The organism is Megasphaera sp. ASD88 (assembly GCF_002287425.1).
Classification (GTDB): Bacteria; Bacillota; Negativicutes; order Veillonellales; family Megasphaeraceae; genus Megasphaera; species Megasphaera stantonii.
In genome coordinates this window covers 1-16,725 of the sequence record NZ_NQXW01000024.1, presented here as the reverse complement: position 1 = coordinate 16,725, position 16,725 = coordinate 1, and the positions used below count along the sequence as shown (strand labels likewise).

9 protein-coding genes are annotated in these 16,725 nt (G+C 54.8%); 8 read left to right on the top strand and 1 reads right to left on the bottom strand.

Annotation, left to right across the window (positions count from 1 at the left end; translation table 11 throughout):
• Positions 1-36: 36 nt before the first annotated feature.
• Complete coding sequence (atpD, locus tag CJ260_RS10495; RefSeq protein WP_087477074.1) at positions 37-1,455, top strand: F0F1 ATP synthase subunit beta; 1,419 nt, start codon at positions 37-39, stop codon at positions 1,453-1,455.
• A 3-nt stretch (positions 1,456-1,458) separates the two neighbouring features.
• Positions 1,459-1,881 carry a F0F1 ATP synthase subunit epsilon gene (locus CJ260_RS10490; RefSeq protein ID WP_095630158.1) on the top strand — a complete coding sequence of 141 codons (423 nt, stop codon included), beginning with the start codon at positions 1,459-1,461 and terminating at the stop codon, positions 1,879-1,881.
• Between the two features lie 107 nt (positions 1,882-1,988).
• Here the strand turns inward: CJ260_RS10490 and CJ260_RS10485 are convergent, their stop codons facing one another.
• On the bottom strand, positions 1,989-2,477 hold the full coding sequence (locus CJ260_RS10485; RefSeq protein WP_087477072.1) for a transposase: 489 nt from the start codon (positions 2,475-2,477) through the stop codon (positions 1,989-1,991).
• A 315-nt stretch (positions 2,478-2,792) separates the two neighbouring features.
• Here CJ260_RS10485 and CJ260_RS10480 point away from each other — a divergent pair, with 315 nt between their 5' ends.
• From CJ260_RS10480 to CJ260_RS10455, 6 genes are all read left to right on the top strand, one after another.
• Positions 2,793-3,200, top strand: coding sequence for a GNAT family N-acetyltransferase (locus CJ260_RS10480; RefSeq protein ID WP_095630157.1), 408 nt, complete (start codon positions 2,793-2,795; stop codon positions 3,198-3,200).
• Between the two features lie 143 nt (positions 3,201-3,343).
• Positions 3,344-4,489 carry an aldo/keto reductase gene (locus tag CJ260_RS10475; protein ID WP_095630156.1) on the top strand — a complete coding sequence of 382 codons (1,146 nt, stop codon included), beginning with the start codon at positions 3,344-3,346 and terminating at the stop codon, positions 4,487-4,489.
• Positions 4,490-4,541: 52 nt separating this feature from the next.
• A complete protein-coding gene (locus CJ260_RS10470) occupies positions 4,542-4,973 on the top strand; it encodes a C-GCAxxG-C-C family (seleno)protein (RefSeq protein WP_095630155.1) in 432 nt (143 codons plus the stop codon).
• Positions 4,974-5,352: 379 nt separating this feature from the next.
• Positions 5,353-6,990 carry a ShlB/FhaC/HecB family hemolysin secretion/activation protein gene (locus tag CJ260_RS10465; RefSeq protein WP_095630154.1) on the top strand — a complete coding sequence of 546 codons (1,638 nt, stop codon included), beginning with the start codon at positions 5,353-5,355 and terminating at the stop codon, positions 6,988-6,990.
• Positions 6,991-7,037: 47 nt separating this feature from the next.
• Entirely contained in the window at positions 7,038-15,023 is a 7,986-nt protein-coding gene (locus CJ260_RS10460; protein WP_095630153.1) for a filamentous hemagglutinin N-terminal domain-containing protein, read from the top strand.
• 317 nt (positions 15,024-15,340) lie between these two features.
• Positions 15,341-16,456 (top strand): MBL fold metallo-hydrolase, encoded by a 1,116-nt coding sequence (locus CJ260_RS10455; RefSeq protein WP_095630152.1) that lies wholly within the window; start codon positions 15,341-15,343, stop codon positions 16,454-16,456.
• Positions 16,457-16,725 lie beyond the last annotated feature (269 nt).

The following is a 16,725-nucleotide window of genomic DNA, read 5'->3' as shown; positions in this document are numbered from 1 at the left end:
CGTGAGTAAAACTAAGAAAGAGAGGAGAGCCTCTTCATGAGCAATAACATTGGGAAAGTAATCCAGGTCATCGGCCCGGTTATTGACGTGCGGTTTGCTTCCGAAGCAGATTTGCCCGCCATTTACACTGCCCTTCACGTCACCGGCGGGGAAGGCGAACAGGCCGTCGACTTGGTAGCAGAAGTTATGCAGCACTTAGGCGACGACGTCGTCCGCTGCGTTGCTATGAGTTCTACAGACGGTCTCGTCCGCGGCATGGCTGCAGAAAATACAGGCGGCCCTATTAAGGTTCCCGTCGGCAAGGGCGTGCTGGGACGTATTTTCAACGTTCTCGGCCAGACCGTCGACAAGGTAGACGAAGTAGTAGAAGCTGAAGACTATTGGCCTATTCATCGGCCGGCTCCGAAATTTGAAGACCAGTCTACAGGCACGGAAATTCTCGAAACGGGCATTAAGGTCGTCGACCTCATCGCGCCGTATGCCAAAGGCGGCAAGATCGGCTTGTTCGGCGGCGCCGGTGTAGGCAAGACCGTTCTCATCATGGAATTGATTCACAACGTTGCTACGGAACACGGCGGCTACTCCGTATTTACCGGCGTAGGCGAACGGACCCGCGAAGGCAACGACTTGTGGAACGAAATGAAGGAATCGGGCGTTATCAGCAAGACCGCTCTCGTATACGGCCAGATGAACGAACCGCCTGGAGCCCGTATGCGCGTCGGCCTGACGGGCCTTACGATGGCTGAATATTTCCGCGATAAAGAACATCAGGACGTGCTCCTGTTCATCGACAATATTTTCCGTTTCATTCAGGCCGGTTCGGAAGTATCGGCACTGCTGGGCCGAATTCCTTCGGCTGTTGGGTATCAGCCGACGTTGGGGACGGACGTAGGCGCGCTGCAGGAACGCATCACGTCGACGAAGAACGGCTCCATCACGTCTGTACAGGCCGTATATGTCCCTGCCGACGATTTGACGGACCCGGCTCCGGCTGCGACCTTTGCCCATTTGGATGCGACGACCGTATTGTCCCGTCAGATTGCCGAATTGGGCATTTATCCGGCCGTCGATCCCCTGGATTCGACGTCTCGTATTCTCGATCCCCATATCCTCGGCGAAGACCATTATCAGACGGCCCGCGCCGTTCAGGCTATTTTGCAGAAGTACAACGACCTGCAGGATATCATCGCTATCCTCGGTATCGATGAATTGTCGGAAGAAGACAAGCTCACCGTTGCCCGGGCTCGTAAGATCCAGCGTTTCCTGAGCCAGCCTTTCTCCGTCGCCGAACAGTTTACCGGTCAGCCGGGCCGTTATGTACCGCTGAAAGATACGATTGCCGGCTTTAAGGAAATTCTGTCGGGCCGATGCGACGACATGCCGGAACAGGCGTTCTACATGGTAGGCGATATCGAAGAAGCATATGAAAAGGCCAAGACTCTGAAAGGAGAATAGGCTATGGCAGAAAAAGGAAAGACTATCCGTTTGGAAGTAATTACTCCCGATGCTGCCGTATTAAACGAAGATGTGGAATTCGTCCTCGTGCGGGCCTTAGACGGCGATTTGGGCATTATGCCCAATCACGCGCCGCTCATCGCGTCTTTAGATATCTGGCCGCTTATGTACGATGTAGGCGGCCAGCGCCATTGCCTGAGCGTAGCTTCCGGATTTTTGGAAGTGAGCAATAATGCGATTACCGTCATTACGCCGGCGGCGGAAAAGCCTGAAGACATTGATGTCGAGCGGGCAGAAGCAGCCCAGCAGCGGGCGGAAGCATTGCTTCACAGCCAGCGGAAGGACATAGACGTACATCGGGCGGAAATGGCGCTCAAGCGCGCTTTGTGCCGCTTGGACACGGCAAAAAAATACGGCGGACATTAAAAAATGCTGCATATAAAAGAGAAGCAGAACATGAGATTTCTCATTTCTTGCTTCTCTTTTTTTTGCAGCATGAAAGACTTTATGTTTTGAAAATCATGTGGCTTGTGTCAAACTTTTGGAGAATAGGGGCGCGGCAAAAACGTGTTCAGGCTGTCGTAATGCCAGCGGGTTTTATGTTCCCGTATGTTTTGGCTCAGTGCAAGCTGCGTGTGTTCTCGCTGCACATAGTGACTTGAATAGGATGTTTCCCAGATCGGTTCGTTTGCATGCTGTGCTTTCAGCATGTGTTGGGCCATAGTGTGTTTGCAGTGCGATATGAACCATTTGACGACGCGGTCGTTGCATCGCCTGTACAAGACGAGCAGATGGACGTGATTGGGCATGATGACGTAATCCTGAATCAGAACGAGCTGAGATGAAAGCTTCAGCTTCCGCAGCCCTTCCTCCGCGGCCATTCCCCATACCGTCGGCTGCCAGACGAATCCGTTTTTATCCTTATAAATCCTTCCGAGAGTAGTCTGCTTTTCGTGCGTGCAGAGTGTGATGAATTGGACGCGATGGGCCGGCCAGGGAGAGTTTGTTTTGTTAGTATTCATAAGTCGGTCACCTCCAACAGATGTTATATGTCATTATATAGGATGAAAATAAAACTAAAATTAAAAAAACGAAGAATGTACATTAAATTTTAATTAAAAAATGATATAATGATAATGTATATTAAAATTCGACTGGCTTGAATAAAATGAAGAAACGCTATCAGCAGCTTTTTATCTATACACTTGTGAACACATTGCTTATGCACTTGGCAGCAGCATAGGACTGCAAAAAAATATTAAAAATAAGGAGATTAGAAATTACAGATTTTGTTATAATGCATATGTAGACAGTATTCATGCGAGGGAGGCAGGATTATGCAGATTGTATTGGCCTATGACAAATTGGACGATATACGGAAGCTGTTTCAGGAATATACGGCCATGCTGGTCGAGACGGATGAGACGGTAAAGGCTTGCCTGGCGGCGCAGGGCTACGGCGACGAGCTGGACCATGCAGAGGAAAAATACGGCTTGCCTGACGGGCGGCTGTACGGCGTCTGTGGCGACGACGGGCGGCTCGTAGGCTGTGCGGCTATTCACCGCCTCGGCGAGACGTGCTGCGAGCTGAAACGGCTGTATATCCAGCCGGCTTATCGGGGACGGGGTCTGAGCCGGCTGCTCATGGAGCAGTGTATCGGCGAGGCGAAGCAGATCGGTTACAGGCAGATGCGGCTGGACACGCTGCCCTTTATGACGGCGGCCATCGGCCTCTACCGGCAGTAGGGATTTTACGAAATCCCGCCGTACTATGATAATCCCATTCCGGCTATTTTCATGCAGAAGGACCTGTAAGAAACGGCTTGACTTGAAGCGCCCTCCATGTGCTATGCTTACAGCAGAGAACGTGATATGTCAGGAGGTATAGTATGAAATACAGAGTATTGGGAAGGACAGGCCTTTCCGTCGGCGAAATCGGCTTTGGCTGCGAAGGCATGGTAGAGCACCCCGAATGGACGGAAGCGTTTATCGACGTCATGGAAGAACATGGGGCAAACTGCATCGATTTGTACGCACCCCATCCGGCCTTTCGCGACGCCTTGGGCAAGGCGCTGCAGGGACGGCGGGATACATTCGTCTTGCAGGCTCATTTGTGCACCATTTGGAAGGACGGGCAGTATAAGCGCACCCGCGATATCGAAGACGTGAAGGCCGGCTTTGAAGACCAGCTGAAACGGCTGCGGACCGACCATCTGGAAATCGGCATGGTTCACTACGTCGATTCTTTGTCGGACTGGCAGCAGATCCAGGACGGCGACATCATGAAATATGCCTTGAAGTTGAAGAAAGACGGCGTCATCGGCAGCATCGGCATGTCGAGCCACAACCCTGAGGCGGCGTTGTCGGCTGTCGAAAGCGGCCTCGTCGACGTGCTCATGTTCAGCGTCAATCCCTGTTACGATTTGCAGCCCGGCAACGAAAACCTTGAGCTCCTGTGGGCTCCTGAAAGCTACGCAAAGCCCCTGCTCAACATGGACCCCCAGCGGCAGCGGCTGTATGAAACGTGCCAGCGGCTGGGCGTTGGCATTACGGTCATGAAGGCCTTCGGCGGCGGCGACCTGCTGAACGGCGATATTTCGCCGGCAGGGAAGGCTTTGACGCCTTTCCAGTGCATGAGTTATGCCTTGGACCGGCCGGCCGTAGCGTCTATTATGAACGGCGCGCGGACTGTAGAGGAAATGAAACAGAACTTGGCCTATGAAGACGCCTCTGACGAAGAAAAGGACTACGCTGCGGCGCTGGCGTCCTTTCCGAATATCAGCTGGAAGGGCCATTGCATGTACTGCAGCCACTGCGCGCCCTGTCCGCAGGGAATAGACGTGGCGGCGGTGACGAAATTCCTCAACCTGTGCAAGGCTCAGGGCGATATTCCTGAAACGGTGCGGGAACACTACGCCGTATTGCCTCATACAGCATCGGAATGCATTCAGTGCGGCGCCTGCGAAACGCGCTGCCCCTTTTCCGTCGACATACGGCGGAATATGGCCGACGCGGCGGCCATGTTTGGCAAGTAATGTCTCTTCATGGTATAATGAATCTTGATTATATCATAGGAGGGGTTATGAATTGGAAAGTGTATACAAGCTTGCCGAACAATATCATTTAGAAGAAAATAACTGCGTCGAATCGGTCGTCAAGGCCTGCAACGACAGCATGAATCTGAATCTTCCCGACGTAGCCATCCGCATGGCCTGCGGCTTGGGCGGCGGCATCGGCCGTTCGGGCTGCGTCTGCGGAGCATTGAGCGGCTCCTGTCTGATTATCAGCGCCCTGGTTGGCCGTCTCGACCCGTCGGAAAAGGAATTGCCGGAAGTATATCAATATACCCACGAATTCCACGACCGTTTCAAGGCTCATTTCGGCACGACCTGCTGCCGGGCCCTGAACCGCCTGAGCTTCGGCACGCCGGAATACCGCAAGCAGTGCATTAACATCACGGCGACGGCTGCCGATATGGTGTCGGACTTCATCGAAGAAAAAGGCCTGCTGAAAAAATAAACGGCATGATCTGTATTGCCGTATAAAGGAGCGAAATCCTGTTGGGTTTTGCTCTTTTTTTGTTGTGCAGGAGACAAAGGCTATAGATCATTTTCATTATTTACATAGAAAAGCTATTGGCAAACAGGGGAAAATAATATATGATAAAATGTATATAAAAATAGTAAAAAATAATAATATACAATGATAGAATAATATATAATTATAAGTAATACAGTGGTTTGTCGCTGGGGAATGATGAAAGTATTATTTTTTTTGCACCAATATTAGATAATAAAAATCTAGAATAATATATACTTATATATATAAATTGTTTTATTTAATAGCCGCTGCGAGTATATGCGCAGCGGTGGGTTCAGCTCATAGAAAGGGATGCTTTATGACAAAAATCATGTATGCAACGATGATGTTTAGCCTGGCTTTGGCTTGTCCGGCGTTGGCCCAGTCGCCTATACCGACGTTTGATAAAGAAGCCGTGACGGTTCATCCGTACAATCGGACGGGCCGGCAGGATGTCATAGTCGACGAGGCGACGTCTGAGGCCTATTTGCCCGGCAATACGGGGACGGATAGGGAACCGGCTTTTTTTGTCCGCCAGATTACTTTGACGGGATTTCCTCTTCCCGACGAACAAGGAAGGCTGAAAGAGATAGTGAACGCTTACAGCGGCCGCAGCGTCAAGGTATCGGAGCTGAAAGAGCTGACCGATGCCATTACGAAGTATGCTAAGAGCAGCGGCTACACCGTAGCCCAGGCTGTCGTACCGCCGCAGGAAATCGCCGGCGGGCAGCTGGAAATCAAGGTTTACGTCGCAGCGTATGATGAAGTGCGCATTACGCAGAACACGTCAGACGTGGCCGACTCGGTCCTGCAGGGGTATCTGTACAGGCTGAAACAGGGGGAAGTCATGACCGACAGGGAATTGGAGCTGGCGATGAATAATCTCAACGACCTGCCCGGCGTGACAGCCCGCGCCGTCCTCCGTCCCGGCAGGGAAGAGGGAACGACGTCTGTCGACGTGGAGGTCGAGCGGCGGCCCGTGTGGAATAACTACGTCTTTACCGACAATGGCGGCGGCTATTACTCCGGCCGGTACCGCTACGGCTTTCATACGGAAATCAACAATCCCGGCGGCGACGGCGACAAGGTGACCTTGAGCGGCATGATGTCCAGTCACGACGTCAAGAATTACAGCGTCCGCTACGAAACGCCGGCAGGCCGCGGCGGCACGCGTCTCGGCGCGGCGTTCAGCCAGAGCGAATACGAGCTTCATACGAACAGCCTGTATACTTCCCTGGGAAGATCGCGGGGCATCAGCCTCTATGGCATGACGCCCTTGTACCGGGACCGCATGAACCGCCTGACGGCTATGTACGGCTACGACCGCCGGGATATGGAAGACAGCTACCGCTTCCGGACTGCGTCCTGGCCGGAGCTCAAGGTCGGCAAGCGGGCCGACGTCTGGCATGCCGGGCTCAGCGGCAGCCAATACTATCCGAACGAGTTTACCCAATACGACCTGATCTACTGGTACGGCGACATGGATACGGACGGCGGCGCATACTATGACGGTGCGTACCATAAATTGACGGGAAGCCTGCTGAAAATATGGTATGACGGCTTGTGGAATTACCGCGTCCGCTTTCAGGGGCAGTTGGCAAACCGGGCGCTGGATGGCAGCGAGCAGTTTTACCTCGGCGGCATGAACGGCGTCCGGGCCTACGGAAACAACGACGGCTACGGCGACGCCGGCTGGCTGGGCAGCGTGGAAATCCGCCGGCAGACAGGCGTCGAAGGTCTGGAAGCGGCGGCCTTTATCGATGAAGGCTACGGCAATAACAAGGCGGTGGGATACAGCGAGCATCTGTCCGGCTGGGGCCTGGGCCTGCGCTACAGCAAGCCCAATGACTGGTACGTACAGCTCGATTGGGCCCGTAAGATCGACGGCCGCCGCGACTGGTCGGAGCCGACAGACCACGACGACCGCTGGTGGTTCCAGGTCTACAAGATGTTTTAGTTTATTTTTTTTGTTTCAGATACGCTGTATGGTGGAGGAAGTACCATATGAATACCTATACGAAATATTATTACTTAAAGCGCCGCATAGTCCTGTGCCTGTTGGCCGGCGCGACGGCACTGTACGCAGCGCCCGAAGCCTATGGGGCCGCGGCTGTCGTACCTAATAACGAACTGCCTGCCGGCGGGGCGTCTGTCTTGGGCGGCCATACGGGATTAAATCAGAATGCCGGTACGGCGACGAATCCGGTCATGAATATCCGTCAGAACGGGAAAACCGGCGTCATTACCTGGGACAGCTTCAACATCGGGGCCAACGCCGTCGTCAACTTCTCAGCCGACGCGGCGAATTTCAATACGCTGAACTACGTCAAGGGCAGTATAGAGGCGTCGCAGATTTACGGTACGATTAACGCTGCCGGCGGCAATATCTACGTCGTCAATCCGGCTGGCGTGCAAATCGGCCCGAGCGCCCAGATCAATGCCGGCGGCCTGCATGTGTCTGCTGCCGGTCTGACAGATGAGATGCTGAGCCGTATACAGGCCGATACGAATATGGAAGAGTTCATGAACGCCGCCCAGGACTGCCGTACCGACGCCGAGCTCATGAGCCTCGGCAACATCAACGCCGGCAGCGTCTCCTTTGAAAGCAACGGGCGCATTGTCATCGATACGGAACGGGTGCGCAGCGAAGACAATAAAAAGAACGAAGGTTTCGTCGTCAGGGCCAGCGACGCCAGCCGCGTGCTTTTAGGCTACGACGCCTACGATGAGGCAAATCACACCTATGCAGGCAAGGACAAGACCTTTGCAAATGTCCAGGTAAACGGCGAAGTACAAGGTGTCAGCGGCTACATGTGGGTGGAAGATGCCAGGCAGCTTCAGGCGATGGACACCAATCTCGGCGGAAAATATGCCCTGCGCAACAGCATTGACGCTACGGGGACGGCGGCCTGGCACGACGATGACGGCGATACGGTACGCGAGGGCTTTAAGCCTGTCGGCGTCGGCGCAGATGGAAAGGTATCCGTCAGCACTGCAGACGGCGCGGCCAAATACGGCTTCTACGGCGCCTTCGACGGCCTGGATTACAACATTTTCGGCTTGACGATCAACCGGGGCGATACGGATAACGTCGGCTTGTTCGGCGTATCCCATGACGCCGATATCAGCCGCGTTACCTTAGTCGGCGGCAGCATTACGGGCCGTCATTTCGTCGGCAGCGTCGCCGGTGCAGCCGTAGGCAACACGCATATCCGCTATGGAACGAACAGCGCAGCCGTTACAGGCCATAGCGACGTCGGCGGCATCGTCGGCTACAGCGGCGGCACCGTGAAGAATGCCGGTGAAGCCAACCGCTCGGCAGACGTCAAGACCGACGCGGCGTTTGACCATCTCGTCAACATGGGGACTATCCTCAGCAAGGGCAGCCCAGACGGCATCGGCAGTAACGTCAGCAATGCCGGCGGCCTGATCGGCTATTTGTACCACGGCGATATCAAAGGGACGAGCTATAATATCGGCGACGTATCCGGCGAAGGGTACAACGTCGGCGGCTTAGTCGGCCATGCCGTCCTTTCTGAGATCGGCAACGACCATGCCGCAGATGGCCGTGTCTACAACGGCCTAGACGTGACCGGGGCCTATAACGTCGGCGGCATCGTGGGGAATATGGAAGGTACGACGGTACAGCATGCGGAAAACCATGGCGATGTACATGCAGAAGTCTATGCGACAGAAGACTATACATATCATTCCTATAAGTCCCCATCTAAGGGAAAAACAGTAGCAGTGCAGGCTGCGAATGTCGGCGGCATCGCCGGAACCAGCAGTACCTATGACGGCGATGGGACACCGCATGACAGCCGGCTTCGTCAGGTCCTGAATGATGGAAATATCAGCAGTCATATCCAAGAGGGTCAGGATTTCTTCACTGCCGGAAATGTCGGCGGCATTGTTGGCAAAGCGGTGAATACGGATATTACCGCCGTGAGAAACCGGGAAAATGCCGTCCGCGGCGCTCATAACGTCGGCGGCGTCGCTGGGTATTTCGGCAGCAGTTCAGGCGGCGGGACGTATACCATTGCGTCTGGATTGAATGACGGCGGCGATATCATGGCAACGGGGGCGCGCAATGCAGCTGGGTTTGTCACTGAATTGGTGCGCAATAATACCTCGGAGGGTACAGAAACAACTATTATCGGCAATATGGGAGGCATAGCCGGGTATTTGAACGGCGGCAATGTATATGTGGCCAAAAGTGCCAATAGCGGCTCGGTTCATTCGCTGCCGATTGCTTCGAAGGAGGCTGTCAGTGATGCCAGTAAAGCCGGCAATACCGGCGGCATTATCGGCAAACTGGATCGGGACAGTACCAAACCACTGGATGACATAAAGCGCGATACGGCAGCGGCAGCTGTCAGCGAAAGCTATAATAGTGGGAATATCTGCGGCTTTATCAACATCGGCGGCGTTGTCGGCATGATGTTTAATGGTGAAGTCGCTGATTCTTATAACTTAGGCACCGTCAATATGACAAGAACAGCTAGCCCTGATGATAATTTGCCTGCTGCTAATATAGGCGGTATTGTCGGCGATACGACGGAGAGCGGTAGTGCAGCTAAGGCTCTGTTGTATAATGTATATAACAAAGGAGAAATCGGCGATAAGACCTATACCTATTATGCCCGCCACGTCGGCGGCGTTGTTGGCCGCCTAAACGGCATAGTAGATACATCGTATAATGCTGGCGATATATATAACGGATATAACGTAGTCGGCGGCATTACTGGATTTTTTTATGGTGGGAAAATTCGGAATTCCTTTAATACGGGTAATGTAACTGTAGTGAACAATGATTCTACCGGCAATCGTAGCGGTACCAGCTCGGTTGGCGGCATAGCTGGAGCGGGTTCTCGCAACCTCTCTATTGAAAGAGTCATAGAGAGTGCATATAATTTGGGCACGATTCGCAGTTATCAGGGAAAGAATCGTACGATAGGCAATAATTCTGTTGGCGGTATTATCGGCCGTGGTCCCGCAACGTTGACCAATGTATATACGACAGGAAATTTATATGCTGCTGACGCTGATGGCAATTCCACTACAATAGGATTAGGAAGTTTGTATGGCACAGGAACTGGTGGTGATAAGGCAACTGTAACCAATGGATATTACATTGCGCCGCAGGATACATCCGTATTTACCGATCTGAATGATAAGCAAGGTACCAGAATTGCGTATACAGATCGGCAATCGAAGGATTTCTATAAAAATTTAAACTTTTCGACAGACTGGCGCATCTACGAGGGCCAGACCACGCCGATTCTAAATGCCTTTATGCCGAAGTCGGCGGAGTATTTCGGCGATACGGCGGCTCATCTCGATGGGATACACGGAATAGACGAGGTGCAATACGGTACAGCCTACGATCCCCTGCTAACCATCGTCAGAGCTAAGCAGGACGTAACGTTTAACTGGAGTGATCTAGGTCTGTCTGGAGAAGGACGGCTGGCCGTATACGGCGGCGGCCTAACCTTAAATGGCGTTGATACGGCGGCTGACGCGGCATATTACGGCGGCTTGCTGTACAGCGACGGTGCGCTGACGCTGAATGCCAAGGACGGGGCCGGCCTGGGGCTGGGTACTGGCGCGGCCTTGTACGGCTCATCTGTTTCCCTACGTGCTGACGGAACCGTTACGGTATATGGCGATGTGACGGCGACGGGCAATGGCGGCAAAGGTGATATTGCCATTACAGCCGGTGATGTGGATATATACGGTACGCTGACCGCGGCAACGGGGGGCGAGACCGTTGCGATTCCCGGCATCGCGGCAGAAAGCAATGCCCAGTGGAAGGCCGCAGGAGAAGGTGCTGTATCCGATCCGAGGCAGGATATGAATGCCATAGGGAATTGGTTTGCCTACACGACGGATCAGCAGGCGGTAGAAAACGGTGATATTACGATTACAGCTGGTACGAAATCCGTCAATGGGCAGCCTGTATCTATCGGTCAGGGCCATGCTCATCTCTATTTCGGCAATAAGCAGGATGGCCTGATTACGACGCAGGGCAGCCTGACCGTAACGGGCCGGGGCGACGTATTCGTCGACAGCGACCTGGCTCTCGGCGGCGACCTGCTGCTGGAAAGTACAGGGCCTAATGGCGAAGTCGTCCTCGACATTACTCATATCGGTCAAGTACAGGCCCGGCAGGGAACGGTTCCGGATTCGGTCACAGGCCTTGGCCAGTTTCTGGAGCATTTCGGTGATGCCAATGGACCGGCTATCGCCCTGAACGCCGCATCAGGCGACGCGAAATTTGCCGTCGATTTATGGGACGAAACGGCCAATGGAGGGGCTGGCGGCTATACCTTCAAGAAATTTGGCAACCAATTAGCGTTAAAAGATACATTTAATCGCATGAACGCTTCAGTAAACGGGCAATCGATTGCCTCGCAAGAAGGAGTTCATACCAATTCGTTTATGTACCTTTGGGTACGCAATGCGGAGCAGCTGCAAGGCATTCAGGACTATTATGAAAATGGCCGCAGCGGCAATGAAAGCGATACGGATGCGCTCAACTACAACTACGCCCTGAAAGGGGATATCAATGCCAGCAACCTGAAGGGCTATACGGCAATCGGAACGGACAGCGACGGCTACATGGGCATCTTCGACGGCCGGGGCCATGCCGTCATCGGTCTGGACGCGGCGAAGGGAGATGACGGCAACAGGCAGTCGTTGGAACACGCCGGCGTATTCTCCCAAGTCGGCCAATCCGGCACGGTGAAAAACGTCCATATTTACAGCAGTACCTTTGACGGCAGCCAGACAGCCGGGGCTGTAGCTGGCGTAAATAAAGGTACGATTGCGCAGGTCCGTACGTTCGGCAATACTGTCAGCTCCCAGGGCAGCGCCGGAGGCGTCGCCGGCATCAATACGAATGGCGAGGCTGATTTTAATGAAGCCGCCGGAACGGTCGGCCTCAAGCGGGGGATTTATGACGTAGAGTCTGTCGGCAGCGTCATCGCCAAGGGCGGCAGGGCTGTCGCCGGCGGTATTGCCGGTACGAATGAAGCTGATGGCGTCGTCGATTTCAGCTACAGCAACAGTGCTGTCGCCACAGACGGTACGGCGGCGAACGGCGGATTGGGTGGCGTCGTCGGCTATAATCAGGGCGGCGTGTACCGCATTGATTCCCTGGGCGTGACCAACGGCGGCGATTCCGGCAGCAGCCACGTCGGCGGCGCTGTCGGCATCAACGACGGGACGATGTATAACGCTTACAACGAAAGCGTCGTCAGCGGCAAGGACGCTGTCGGAGGTATTGTCGGTGTCAATCAAGGCGGGCAGATCGTATCCAATGTCGTCAACGCCGCCCATATTACGGGAACGGCAGACAGTCAATTCGTAGGCGGCCTCATCGGCGACAACAGCGGCATCGTAAAAAATGGCCGCAACAACGGCGAAATCATAGGAAATCAGTACATCGGCGGCTTAGTAGGGAAAAATGAGGCCGAAGCCAAGATGGAACGCATTGTCAACGACAGCTCGGCGGCCATTACGGGCGACAGCTATGTCGGCGGCATCGCCGGCAGCAACACCGGCGTGATTTCCGCAACCGGCGACGAGCACAGCGCCGACGGGCCGCTGCTGGTCAACCGCGGCAAGATCACCGGCCGCGAATATGTCGGCGGCGTAGCCGGAAGCAACGAAGACGGCGGCGTCATCGAAAATACCCGCATCGACGGCACGCTGGAAAATATCAAAAATACCGTCGAACTGCACGTCAAGCCAGGAAGCGGCGACGCCCGGTACTTCGGCGGCGTGGCCGGAATCAATCAACGTGGCGCGACCATTACCAACGCCATGACTGAGGCCGAGGTGTACGCTGACGGCGCGACGTACGTCGGCGGAATTGTCGGCTTGAATGAGGGCGCACTGGCCGGAGAGGTCGGCAATGTCAGCAACGTCATAGGCAGTGATTTCGTCGGCGGCGTAGCCGGGGAAAATCAGGCGGACTTCAACGGCCTTACGGCGTCCAATACGGGCGAAGTGAAGGCGACGAAGGGCGGAGCCGGCGGCCTCTTCGGCCAAAACGGCGGCGCTATGACGGATTCCAGCTTGATCAATAGCGGCACCGTCGTAGGGACGACGGGTGCGGTGGGCGGCCTTATCGGCACCCATACTGGTACGGTTTCCCGCTCCCAGGCAGTGAATACCGCTGGGGCCCAGGTCGCAGGCCAGCATACTGTCGGCGGACTTATTGGCGACAACCAGGGGTCGATTTCCGGCGGCCGCGACGACAAAGGCGGCTATTACAAGTATCAGGTCTACAACAACGGCGTCGTCAGTGTCGGCACGTGGACGGATGCCGATGGGGATAAACTCGTTGACGCAGGCGAAATCCATACGGGCGCTGCCGGAGAAAATATCGGCGGCCTCGTCGGGATGAACCGCGGCGTCATAACGGCAGCCTACAATACCGGCGCTGTCGATGCGGCAGGAAGCGTCAATGTCGGCGGCATTGCCGGCAGCAACAGCGGCACGGGCAAGATCAATCAGGTATTCAGCCATATTATGACGGCTGACGGTACAAATGAAGCGGTACAAGGTAAGACGAATGTCGGCGGTATCGTCGGGGCGAATAGCGGCACCGTGTCGAACGCTTACAGCGCAGGCGAGGCAAGGGGAGATGGAGCAGTCGGTGCTGTGGCCGGCGACAATACGGGTACCTTGGCTAATGTCTACGGCACAGGGACGCTCGTCGGAGCGGGAACGGCCGCCGGAAATGGCTACGACCTGTCGGATCCTTCGTTCCAGCAGACGAAGAAATCCTCCTATGGCGGCTATGATTTTGCCTATACCTGGCGGATCTACGACGGCAGCAGCACGCCCCTCCTGAAGGTATTCCTGACGACCTTGACCATGAAGGACAAGGCTGTCATGGACGGCAAGGCCATATCTATTGACGAATACCTTGGCCTGACCTATACTGGCCGGGAGCAGGATTTGGACATTCAGGATCTTATCGCCAAGGGCTTCCTTACCGGCCCCGACGGCATGGATGCGCCCTTTGCGGCTTACGACCATACGACGGCTTCCACTGCCGCCAATGGAAACGGCAGCCTGCTGTACAATACGAAGGGACAGGTCGATGCCAGGGACTACACGGAATGGCTGGCTTCGGCTCAAATCAGCCGCGGCCATGGCGAATCCTTTGCTCCCAATAACTTAGGCTATGATGTCGCCTGGGCGTCGGACAGCGGCAAGATTTCTGTAGACAAGGCGACGCTGGACGTGGCCCTCGATGATATTTACCGTATATACGGAAACAGTCAGATGCATGGAGGCGGAGCCGGCGGCCGCATCGTGCCGGACTACCAGGATTTCCTTCACCTTACGGCGACGAACGGCAAGGGGAGAACCTTGGACGTGCAGGGCTTTGACGACGATATGCGGCGTATTCGGGACCGTCTTGCCGTCGCCGACGGCGCGGCAGATGGTATCGGCAGCCTGCGGCAGACGAACGACACCGGCAGCTACGATTGGAGCGTCACCTTCGACGCTTCGGTTCTAGGCAATTACAAACTGAAGGATGCGTCGTCCCTGACCGTAACGGCGATAGGCAAATCGCACGTCGCGCCGGCAGCTCTCACGATCCGCGCCGATGACCTGACCATTCCTGTCGGTATGCCGGCACTGTATACCGGCAGCGTATCACCCTTTGTCAACGGCGACGTCTTCGGCCCTGTCGTCTTCGGCTTGTCTGCCAGCGATACCTCTAAGGAATATCGGCCGGGGTGGTACGCCGGCGTCATCGGCTTCCAATACGGCGGCGCCTTCTACGGCCAAGGATCGGACTTGTCCGGCCTCTTCGTCGGCAACTACGACATCCGCCTGGAACCGGGCGATCTTACCGTCACCGACCGCATCGTGCCCGATATCTACGACGCGCCCTTCGGCCGAAAGGAGGACTTCCGCGAACGAAAAGCGGAAATCCGCTTCGTCGACGGCGGCATGGAACTCTAATGGTATATGGCAATACAACTGGACGCCTGCAATGCAGGCGTCTGTTTTTTCAGAAACTTCAGAGAACACGCTGACGTTGCAGAGAATGAGTCCCTTGCGGCGTCAGCGTGTGTTGTTTTTATTTTAGTATGCTGCCGGATTGTAGTGTACGACGGCAATTTCCGGTATGATGCTGTCGGCAACATAGGTTATGAATTTCGAGAAGCGTTCCTTGTGTTGTTTCGTCAAAATTGTATGTGCAGTGAAAAGTGAAACAGCTTGACTTAAACTTCACTCTAACGAGTATAATGAAATAAAAACGCAGAAATGGAGCATAGATGATGAACAGACGACAGTTTTTGAAAGCTATGGGAATCGGCGCAGCCGGCCTGGCCCTCGGCAGTACGTATTATGTAAACCGGCCGGAGTTCGGCCGCCTGCCGACGGGGATGCGGCGGGAGCGCATCTTGGCCTCGCCTCATTATTACGACGGGCAGTTTCAGAATTTGGAGCCTATCGACCAGACTGTCAAAGGGGGAGAAGCTAAGGCCATGGCCGAGTTTCTCTTCGGCAGCTCCGAAGGATTAAAGCCGAAAGGACGGATGATTTCCCAGAAAACGGACCTGCATTCCCTGCCTCTCGACGAGGACTGTGTCGTCTGGATGGGCCACTCGTCGCTGTACCTGCACCTCGGCGGCTATCGCATCCTTGTCGACCCGGTGTTCAGCAGCTATGCTTCGCCGGCCTTTTTCATCAACCGGGCCTTCGACGGCAGCAATATCTATGCAGCTGCCGACATTCCTCCTGTGGACGTGCTGGTTCTTTCCCACGACCATTGGGATCATCTCGATTATCCCAGCGTCATGGCATTGAAGGACAAGGCGAAGCACATCATCTGTCCCTTGGGCGTCGGCGAGTATTTTGAGCAGTGGGGATTCGACATGGCCCGCGTCTACGAGGAAGACTGGTATACGGCTATTCCCCTGGCCGGTGATCTCACGGTGCATGTCCTGCCGAGCCAGCATTTTTCCGGCCGCCTGCTCAAGCGCAATCAGACACAGTGGGCCGGCTTTGCCTTCGTCACGCCGGGACGGCGCGTCTATGTCAGCGGCGACGGCGGCTATGGAAGCCATTTTCGTCATATCGGCGAGGTCTTGGGGCCCTTTGATCTGGCCGTCATGGAAAACGGCCAGTATAATGAACGCTGGGCCCGCATCCACCTCATGCCGGAGGAAGCGGCCCAGGCAGCCGTCGACGTCGGCGCGAAGGCTGTCCTGTCAATGCACAACGGCAAATTCGCCCTGAGCCGTCATCCCTGGGCAGAGCCGTACCAGCGCCTGTCGGCTGCCAGTATAGGCAAACCGTACCGGCTTCTCACGCCCAAAATCGGCGAAGCCGTCCGCATCGGCGACGACAGGCAGACCTTTTCGGCATGGTGGGAGCAGATGGCGTGAGCGGTGCGCGGCGTTGAGGATGCAAAGGAATCATCCATGGTCGGCCCGGCGTGGAAATGTATGCCGGTTAGTGTAAAATAATTGTGGGAAAACTTTACTGCACAAAAGTGAAGAACATATAAAAAGAGAAGGAACTTCTTTGGTATAATGAAATCACCACAATCTCACGCAAAGGAGTCCTTCTCATGAACATTATACAACAGATTCTTTCTCTCAGTACAAACTTTTTCAACACAAATATGGAATCGTTAGTAACGGGCCAGGCGTCC

What these genes read in the sequence shown, in the direction of transcription:
- CJ260_RS10475 (WP_095630156.1), top strand. Translation starts at nt 3,344, where the DNA reads ATGAAATACAGAGTATTGGGAAGGACAGGCCTTTCCGTCGGCGAAATC.
- atpD (WP_087477074.1), top strand. Translation starts at nt 37, where the DNA reads ATGAGCAATAACATTGGGAAAGTAATCCAGGTCATCGGCCCGGTTATT.
- CJ260_RS10465 (WP_095630154.1), top strand. Translation starts at nt 5,353, where the DNA reads ATGACAAAAATCATGTATGCAACGATGATGTTTAGCCTGGCTTTGGCT.
- CJ260_RS10460 (WP_095630153.1), top strand. Translation starts at nt 7,038, where the DNA reads ATGAATACCTATACGAAATATTATTACTTAAAGCGCCGCATAGTCCTG.
- CJ260_RS10485 (WP_087477072.1), bottom strand. Translation starts at nt 2,477, where the DNA reads ATGAATACTAACAAAACAAACTCTCCCTGGCCGGCCCATCGCGTCCAA.
- CJ260_RS10480 (WP_095630157.1), top strand. Translation starts at nt 2,793, where the DNA reads ATGCAGATTGTATTGGCCTATGACAAATTGGACGATATACGGAAGCTG.
- CJ260_RS10490 (WP_095630158.1), top strand. Translation starts at nt 1,459, where the DNA reads ATGGCAGAAAAAGGAAAGACTATCCGTTTGGAAGTAATTACTCCCGAT.
- CJ260_RS10455 (WP_095630152.1), top strand. Translation starts at nt 15,341, where the DNA reads ATGATGAACAGACGACAGTTTTTGAAAGCTATGGGAATCGGCGCAGCC.